Consider the following 7777-nt stretch of genomic DNA (forward strand, 5'->3'; position numbering starts at 1 on the left):
GCTTGGCTCGCCGCAGCCCGAAGCGGATCAGCCGGGCCAGCGCCGCGAGGCGGTCGTAGGTGGGGCGGGGGCCCTGGTGGCTGCGGACCAGCACCAGCTCGTTCGCCGGCCACTCCGGGCCGAGATAGTCGTGCAGGGTCTCCCGGTCCGCCATGATGTCGGCGCGGTCGATCCGGTCGCCGGGGCGGGCGATGGTCAGGTGGGCGCGGAAGGTCTTCTCGTCGTGCGGCAGCTTGGCTCGCCGCAGCCCGAAGCGGATCAGCCGGGCCAGCACCGCCAGCGCCTCGACGTCACCCTGGACGTCCACCCACAGGACGGTGAACCGGCCCCGTCCGAAGCTCCCCCCGCCGCCGAGGCGCAGCGTCGGGGAACCGCTCCGGCCGTCCCGGAACGTCTCGGTGGCCAGGCCGAGCGCACTCTCCACCTCGACCAACCGGCTCTCCTCGACCTCGCCGAGGAAGGCGAGGGTCAGGTGGGCGTTGGTCGGGTCGGCCAGTCGTACGTTGGTGCCGGCGGCGTACGCGGCACCCACCCGGAGCCGGGCCACCTGCGCGCTCAGGTCCTCGACGGCCGGCCGGGGTGGGTAGACCGCCACGAAGAGCCGCACCCCGGTACGCCGTTCAGCGGTGCCGTTGATGGTGACCGGGCCGGGCGGCGGGCAGGGTGAGCCCGGCCGCGTGCAGCAGCCCCTCCACCCGGACCCGTTCGATCTCCCGGTCCACCCCGTCCAGCTCGGCGAGGTGCTCGGCGATGCCCAGTGCCCGGCAGGCGTCCCGCAGCCGATCGTCGTACGCGTCGATCACCGCGCTGTGCCAGACCACCGAGCGGTGGGCGGCGGCGAGCCGGTGCCCGCCGAGCCGCCGCAGGTCGGCGGCGATCTGTTGCAGTGAGCGCCGGTCGTGCCGGTCGAACGCGGTCAGGTCGATGTCGCGGGTCAGCGCGTCCGCCTCGATCGCCCGGTCCAGCCGGGCGATGGTGCGGCGTTCCCGGCGTTCCTCGCGCCACTCGGCCCAGCCGCAGGCCACCCGGTCCAGGATCTCGTCGGCGCAGAAGATCAGCGCGAAGAGGGCGGGGAGGCAGCACACGGCGAGGATCGCAAGCACCAGCAGCAGGCCCCGTCCGACTCCCACGCATCGACGCTAAAGCCCAACGTGATCGCCCGCTACCCGATTGCGCACATCCGACGGCCTGGAATACGGAAAGACCGGCCCCTGTTTGCGGGAGCCGGTCTTTCCAGGACGATCCGGCGGGCGGTGCCGCCGGACCGGCGGTGTCACTCGGCCGTGGGCGAGACGACGTAGAAGCGCGGCATGGGCAGCATCCGCAGCCGCAGCCGGGCGCCCGAGCGGCGCAGCTGCCAGGTCAGCGCGAGCAGCGCGGTGGCCAGCGAGATCAGCCCACCGATCCAGATGCTGGCGCCGGCGCCGAAGGTCTCCGCGACCCAGCCGATGATCGGCGCGCCGACCGGGTTGGTGCCGAGGAAGACCAGCACCCAGAGCGCCATCACCCGACCGCGGAAGGCGGCGTCGACACCGAGCTGCACCCGCTGGTTGGCGGCCTGGGCGAAGAAGACCATGAAGAACCCGGTGGGCAGCAGCAGGGCCGCCACCAGCCAGTACACCCCAGCGAGGCCGACCAGGGTGCCGAAGGTGGCGCAGCCGACCGCCGCGCCGAGCACCAGCCAGACCGAGGGGCGGCTGCGCCGCCCGGTGCCGGCGAGGGCCCCGGCCAGCGCGCCGACGGCGAGCGCGGTGGAGAACAGGCCGAACGAGGCCGCTCCGGTGTGGAAGACGGTCTTGGCCAGCGCGGCGAGGGTGAGCTGGAAGTTGAACAGCGACATGCCGATCACCGACATGACCGCCATCGGCAGCAGCAGGTCGGGGCGGCGCCAGACGTAGCGCAGCCCGTCGACCACCTTGGCCTGGTTGCGCTCACCGGCCGGCGGGAGGTCCTTGCGGTGCAGCTCGGCGGTACGCATCCGGACCACGTTGACCAGCGGGGCGATCGAGCTGAGGGCGGTGAACAGGAAGACCGGGCCGACGTCGAAGGCGGCGATGGCCAGGCCGGCGACAGCGGGGCCGATGATCCGCGCCGAGTTGAAGGTGGCGGCGTTGAGCGAGAGCGCGTTCGGGAGCAGGGGCATGCCGACGAGTTCGGAGACGAACGCCTGCCGGACCGGGGTCTCCACCGCGTTGGCCACGCCCAGCAGGGCCGCGAACGCAAAGACGTGCCAGAGCTGCACCAGGCCGGTGAGCACCAGCAGGCTCATCACCAGCGCGAGCACCGTCCAGAAGGCGTTGGCGATGAAGAGCAGCAGCCGCTTGTCGTACCGGTCGGCGAGGCGGCCGGAGAGCAGGGTGAGCAGCAGGACGGGGGTGAACTGGAGTGCGGTCACCACGCCGAGCGCGGTGGCCGAGTTGTGGGAGAGCTCGAGGACGAGCCAGTCCTGGGCGATGAACATCATCCAGACGCCGATCAGTTTGATCAGCTGTCCGGTGGCGAAGAGTCGGTAGTTACGGACTCGTAGGGACTGGAACATCGTGCTCAGCTTCGCCTGCACTCTTGGTGCGCCTCCTTGCGGTCGTACGCGTCATCGACGTCGGACGGCGCGGACCCGGTGGCGCGGGTGCGGCTCAGGCGCGAGCGATCTGCTGCAGGATCTCGGCGGCCCGCTGCAGCGTGTCGCGTTCCTCCTCGGTCAGCGCAGCCAGCCGCTCAGCCAGCCACGAGTTGCGGGCCCGCTCGAACTGGTCGAGGACAGCCCGTCCCCCCTCGGTCGCCGCGAGGATGACCTGCCGTCCGTCGGTCGGGTGGGGGGTGCGCTGCACGAGGCCGCGCTCCTCCAACTTCGCGACGATCTTGGTCATCGTCGGTGGCTGCACCCGCTCGATGTCGGCCAGTTCCCGGGGCGTCAGCGCGCCCGCCAGCTTCAGGCTGGTGAGCGCGGAGAGCTGGGTGACCGTCAGGTCGCCGACCGGGCGGGCCTGTCGGACCCGCCGGTTGAGCCGGGTGATCGCATCACGCAGCTGGGGCGCCAGCTGCGCCGGTGGCACGCGTTTCGCCGTCACCGTCCGCTCCGTCACAATCGTTAGCTTAACTAATGAGCCTGGCTAACGACATGCGATATGACCAGGCTCACGGGAGGTTCGCGCGCGCATCGTCCCAGATCATCGGCGGCCGGGGAAAGACGATCGCGTACGCTTTGCCGGTGCCCAAGGAGCAACCACCGCGGCCCGAGCCGCTCGATCCGCCGATGGTGCCCTTCGCCGTCGCGGGGCTGATCGCCTGGGCTGTGGTCGGGCTGGTCCTGCTGATCTTCTTCCGCGGGTGGCTCACCGAGCACGGGCACCAGAACTGGCTCTGGACCTGCCTGGCCGGGTTCCTCTGGGGCTTTCCCGGGCTGGCCGTGATGATGCGGCACGACGCGAACCGGCGCCGTCGCCGGACAGCGGCCGCTCGCCGCTGAGCTGATCGCGGGCCGGTGGCCCGGCGGTCAGGAGTGGCCGTACGGCTCGGCCGGCTCGGCCGCTTCCACCGAACCATGGGCCCGGCTGACCGACATGGCCTCGACCGCGCTGTCGTCGTAGATGGTGGGCAACTCGTCCACCGGGGTCTCGGGCGTCTCCACCAGCGTCTCCGAGTGGGCACCGCAGCCATGGTCGGCGCTCACCACCCGGCCGTCGTCCGGGGCGTAGAAGTTGCCGCAGGCGCCGAAGGCCTGCCGGAGCGAACCGGCCAGCGGCAGGTAGAAGCCGCAGGTGCCGCAGCGGGCGGCGGCCGGCGCGGCCACCGAGATCGCGGCGGACGGGCCGTGGTCGCCGTCGTACCAGCGCTGGGCGGCCTCGGAGCGACCCTCCCGGGACAGCACCCGGGGCCGGCCGAGCCCGAGCTCCCACGCGGTCTCCTCCACCGCCGGGTCGTCGGAGAGCAGGTAGCCAGGGGCGAGCCGCTCGTCGTCCGGCGGGGTGGGCAGCAGGTCGCCGGGGCCGAGGTCACCCGGCTTGAGCCGCTCCTGCCAGGGAACCCAGCCGGGGGCCATCAGCGCGTCCGCGCCGGGCAGCAGCACGGTGTCGCAGATGGTGACGTTGCGGCTGCGCGGCACCCGGGTGACGGTGACGGCCCAGCGCCAGCCGCGGTAGCCGGCCAGCCGGCACTCGAAGTAGTGGGTGACCAGCCGGTCGCCCTCGGCGACGGCTTGCAGGTGGTCGCCGACGTCGGCGGGGTCCACCTCGGTGATGCCGGCGCGGGCCACCTCGACGGCGGCGGCGCAGACCTGGTCGAGACGGGCGGCGCGGGCGGAGGCGGGCCTGGTCACCCGCCCATTGTTCCCCATGCCCGGGGCCGACTGACAGGCACTCCCCGGAGTCGTTCTCCTCGGGTGGTGCGGCACGCCTCGATCAGATGGGCGAGGATGGGAGACATGCCGCTGTCCTCCCGCTCCGGGCGGTCCGTCCTCGGGCGGACCGTCGGCACGGGCATCCGCGCCACCCGCCTGCTGCTTCGCGGCTCGGTCAACAGCGGGCGCTGGATGACCCGACGGGCCGGGATGGCCCGGACCCGCAGCGCCGGCAACGAGATCGGCATGGTCCGCCTCTTCGACCTGCACGCCCTCTCCTGCGCCGGGGACACCCTGATCGCGATCGGCCTGGCCGGGACGATCTTCTTCAACGTGCCGCTCGGCGAGGCCCGCAACAAGGTCGCGCTCTACCTGCTCGTCACCATGGTGCCGTTCGCCATGCTGGCGCCCGTGGTGGGGCCGTTGCTCGACCACTTCCGCCACGGCCGCCGGTACGCGCTGGCGGCCACCATGCTCGGCCGCGCCTTCCTGGCCTGGTTGATCTCCGACTACATCGGCGGCTTCGGCCTGTACCCGGCCGCGTTCGGCGTGCTCGCCCTCTCCCGCGCGTACGGGGTGGCCCGCTCGGCGGCCGTGCCCCGGCTGTTGCCCGAGGGGCTCGGGCTGTCCCAGGCCGGCGCCCGGGCCAGCGTCTACGGCACGGTGGCCGGCGCACTCGTCGCTCCGATCGGGGTGGCGGCGTTCTGGCTGGGGCCGCAGTGGCCGCTCCGGGTGGCCTCGGTGATCTTCCTGGTCGGCATGGTGATCTCGCTGCGCCTGCCGCCGAAGGCGGATTCGGAACCGCCCGAGCGGGTGCCCCGGCCGCTGCGCGCGCTGCGCCGCCGAGACGGGGACCGGCCGCTGGGCCGGGGCCGCCCGGCGGGACGCCTGGTGATCGCGACCCTGATCGGCGCCGCCGCGCTGCGCGGGCTCTACGGCTTCCTGCTGCTCTTCCTCGCCTTCGCCCTCAAGGCGGGCGACCTGACCACCGACTTCTTCGGGCGCGAGCTGCGCGATCAGGCCGCGCTGGGCCTGATCGGCGGGGCGCTGGCCGTGGGCAGTTTCCTGGCCACCGCGGTCGGCACCCGGCTGCACATCCACCGGCCCACCGCGATCCAGTCCAGCGGCATGATCATCGTGGCCGGTGTGGCGGTCCTCGCCGCGCTCAAGTTCTCCCTCCCTCTGGTGGCGCTGCTCTGCCTGGTGACCGCGCTGATCAGCGGCATCGCCAAGCTCGCCGTGGACGCCTCGATCCAGGAGCGCATCCCCGAACGGCTGCGGGCCAGTTCCTTCGCCCACTCGGAGACCGCGCTGGTGCTGGCCTTCGTGGCCGGCGGCGGGCTCGGCCTCGTCCCGTTCGCCGGTTGGGTCGGGGTGGCCGTGGCGGCCGGGGTCGCGGCCCTCGTCGCCGTCCGGGGCGTCGTCGTCGCCGGCCGGCTGCGCAACGAGCGGCTGATCGGGCGGCCGCTCGGCGACGACGAGATCAGCGAGGAGCAGACCGAGGAGCTCGCCACCCCGGCACCCGAGCCGGCGCGGGGTTTCCGGGATTCCGCGCCCACCTCGCCGGCCCCACCCCAGTCCGGTACGCCCAACCACGTCGACGACGACGGGCTCGCCCCGCCGGGCTACCACATCTACCGCCCCTCCTCGTCGGTCGGCGGACCGGGCAGCGCGGAAGACGAGAACCGGCGGGAGCCGCGGGGACCGGTCGCGTGACCGGTCTGCTGGTGGTGACCGCGGTACCCGCCGAGGCGGAGGCGGTCCGGGCGGGGCTGACCGATCCGACGATCACGGTCGCCCCGCTGGGGGTGGGCCCGGCGATCGCCGGTGCCGCCACCGCCCGACTGCTGGCCCTCGCCGAGGCCGCCGGACGGCCGTACCGGGCGGTGGTCAGCGCGGGCATCGCGGGCGGGTTCGCCGGCCGCGTGCCGGTAGGCGGAACAGTGCTGGCCACCCGCAGCATGGCGGCCGACCTGGGCGCCGAGTCGCCGGAGGGCTTCATCCCGGTCGACGAGCTGGGCATGCCGCCCGAGCTGCTCGGCATCGCCACCGCCCTGCCCGCCGACCCCGGGCTGCTGGGCGCCCTGCGTACCGCCCTGCCGGAGGCCACCGTGGGCGCGGTGCTCACGGTCAGCACCGTGACCGGCACGGCCGCGAGCACCGAGGCCCTGGCCGCCCGGCACCCGGACGCGGTGGCCGAGGCCATGGAGGGGTACGCGGTGGCCGTCGCCGCTGCCCAGGCTGGGCTCCCCTTCGCCGAGCTGCGTACCGTCTCCAACCCGATCGGGCCCCGGGATCGGGGGGCGTGGCGGATGAAGGAGGCCTTCGCCGCCCTCACCGAGGCGGCCGCCGCCCTGCGCTGACCGCTCGGTCGAGCCGCAGGGCGACGGGACGTGCCCCTGCCTGGCGAAAGCCACACGAGATCAGAAAGTTGACGCCGGGATGCTCCGCGATCGCACGGGCTATGCCGATTCCCGACGAAGTCATCTCCTCGAGGAACGCCCCGACCAGCCGCGTCCCGATGCCGAGCCGGCGATGCTCCGCTGCGACCAGCACCCCATCCATGACGACCTCGCGCGCCCACTCCCGCTCGTCGCCGCCCCACTGAAGATGGGGGCTCTGCTCGTGCGCGCGCAACTCGCCGACCAGGTCACCCCCGGGAAGCTCCGCCACGAACCGCCAGCAGGTCGCCGGCACCCGTCCGCCGGTCACTCGCCGCACCGCGACGGCCTCACGCACCCACTCCGTCCGGCGCCGCCGGTCCCGGTACGTCCGGTTCAGCTCGTACGTGGCCAGCGGTAGCGGCCGCGGCCACCGTGCCGGCGACAGGTTGTACCACTCCGCCCACCAGGCGCCCGGCCAGTCCTTCGGTTCCCGTACCTCCCACACGTCCAGGTGCGCCGGATACCTACGCCCGGCCTCGTCCCGCAGCCCGTCGCGCGGCACCGGCTCGGGCGGTGCGAGGGCATTCGCGGCCAGGTCGCCCGACGCGCCGATCACCAGCAGTCCCCCGGCCGCCCTCACCAACCGCTCGACGGTGCCGAACCGCGGGTCGGCGGTCGCCGACTCGATCCGTGCAACGGTGCTCTTCGGAACCCCTGCCTTGGCAGCCAGCTCGCGTTGGCTCAGATCGGCCCGGCGCCGAAGGGCGCGCAGCGCCGGGCCGAGGGCCGTCGGCTCGGCCACGGTTGGAACGGTCCGCTCAGTCACGCCCCGATGCTTTCGGTGGTCGACCAGGTGCACAACTACCTGGCACAAGCTGTGGATAACCCTGGGGATATCCGTAGCGGGCTGGGGAAGAAGGGACTGCTCAGCCGCTTTGGAGCTGCCCCATTGGCGCGTCCAGCGTCATCTGGCCCGGCGGCCGACCCGCCGACGCCCGCGCCGGTACCCGGGCCGGGCGTCGACCCGTCGACACGCGGACCGAGCGCACCCCGCCGC

General features: G+C 73.4%; 9 protein-coding genes. 3 read left to right on the forward strand and 6 right to left on the reverse strand.

Going from position 1 to position 7777, the window contains the following annotated elements; translation table 11 throughout:
* The 4 genes from thpR to DKL51_RS04665 form a co-directional block, all read right to left on the reverse strand.
* On the reverse strand, positions 1 to 607 hold a 607-nt coding region (gene thpR / locus DKL51_RS04650; RefSeq protein WP_124811764.1), incomplete at its 3' end, for an RNA 2',3'-cyclic phosphodiesterase.
* Between the two features lie 13 nt (positions 608 to 620).
* Entirely contained in the window at positions 621 to 1130 is a 510-nt protein-coding gene (locus DKL51_RS04655) for a hypothetical protein (RefSeq protein ID WP_109947073.1), read from the reverse strand.
* A gap of 143 nt (positions 1131 to 1273) precedes the next feature.
* Positions 1274 to 2560 carry an MFS transporter gene (locus DKL51_RS04660; protein WP_109947072.1) on the reverse strand — a complete coding sequence of 429 codons (1287 nt, stop codon included), beginning with the start codon at positions 2558 to 2560 and terminating at the stop codon, positions 1274 to 1276.
* A 73-nt stretch (positions 2561 to 2633) separates the two neighbouring features.
* Positions 2634 to 3083, reverse strand: a complete 450-nt coding sequence (locus DKL51_RS04665) for a MarR family winged helix-turn-helix transcriptional regulator (RefSeq protein WP_185734706.1) — start codon at positions 3081 to 3083, stop codon at positions 2634 to 2636.
* A 125-nt stretch (positions 3084 to 3208) separates the two neighbouring features.
* Here DKL51_RS04665 and DKL51_RS04670 point away from each other — a divergent pair, with 125 nt between their 5' ends.
* Positions 3209 to 3466, forward strand: a complete 258-nt coding sequence (locus tag DKL51_RS04670; RefSeq protein WP_109947071.1) for a DUF2530 domain-containing protein — start codon at positions 3209 to 3211, stop codon at positions 3464 to 3466.
* 27 nt (positions 3467 to 3493) lie between these two features.
* On the opposite strand, the gene DKL51_RS04675 is transcribed toward DKL51_RS04670, so the two are convergent.
* The gene (locus tag DKL51_RS04675) at positions 3494 to 4333 is read right to left on the reverse strand and encodes a DUF3027 domain-containing protein (protein ID WP_124811765.1); all 840 of its coding nucleotides are present in this window, start codon (positions 4331 to 4333) and stop codon (positions 3494 to 3496) included.
* 87 nt (positions 4334 to 4420) lie between these two features.
* On the opposite strand from DKL51_RS04675, the gene DKL51_RS04680 reads away from it, so the two are divergent.
* Together DKL51_RS04680 and DKL51_RS04685 are read left to right on the forward strand one after the other, a co-directional pair.
* Positions 4421 to 6052 carry an MFS transporter gene (locus tag DKL51_RS04680; protein ID WP_109947069.1) on the forward strand — a complete coding sequence of 544 codons (1632 nt, stop codon included), beginning with the start codon at positions 4421 to 4423 and terminating at the stop codon, positions 6050 to 6052.
* Positions 6049 to 6699 (forward strand): futalosine hydrolase, encoded by a 651-nt coding sequence (locus DKL51_RS04685; RefSeq protein WP_124811766.1) that lies wholly within the window; start codon positions 6049 to 6051, stop codon positions 6697 to 6699. Before DKL51_RS04680 ends, DKL51_RS04685 begins: the two co-directional genes overlap by 4 nt.
* On the opposite strand, the gene DKL51_RS04690 is transcribed toward DKL51_RS04685, so the two are convergent.
* A complete protein-coding gene (locus tag DKL51_RS04690) occupies positions 6671 to 7546 on the reverse strand; it encodes a GNAT family N-acetyltransferase (RefSeq protein WP_260428376.1) in 876 nt (291 codons plus the stop codon). The two genes, DKL51_RS04685 and DKL51_RS04690, sit on opposite strands and share 29 nt — an antisense overlap.
* Positions 7547 to 7777: the final 231 nt, after the last annotated feature.

The sequence above is a fragment of the Micromonospora globispora genome (assembly GCF_003857015.1).
Lineage (GTDB): Bacteria > Actinomycetota > Actinomycetes > Mycobacteriales > Micromonosporaceae > Micromonospora > Micromonospora globispora.

What these genes read in the sequence shown, in the direction of transcription:
- DKL51_RS04680 (WP_109947069.1), top strand. Translation starts at nt 4,421, where the DNA reads ATGCCGCTGTCCTCCCGCTCCGGGCGGTCCGTCCTCGGGCGGACCGTC.
- DKL51_RS04675 (WP_124811765.1), bottom strand. Translation starts at nt 4,333, where the DNA reads ATGGGGAACAATGGGCGGGTGACCAGGCCCGCCTCCGCCCGCGCCGCC.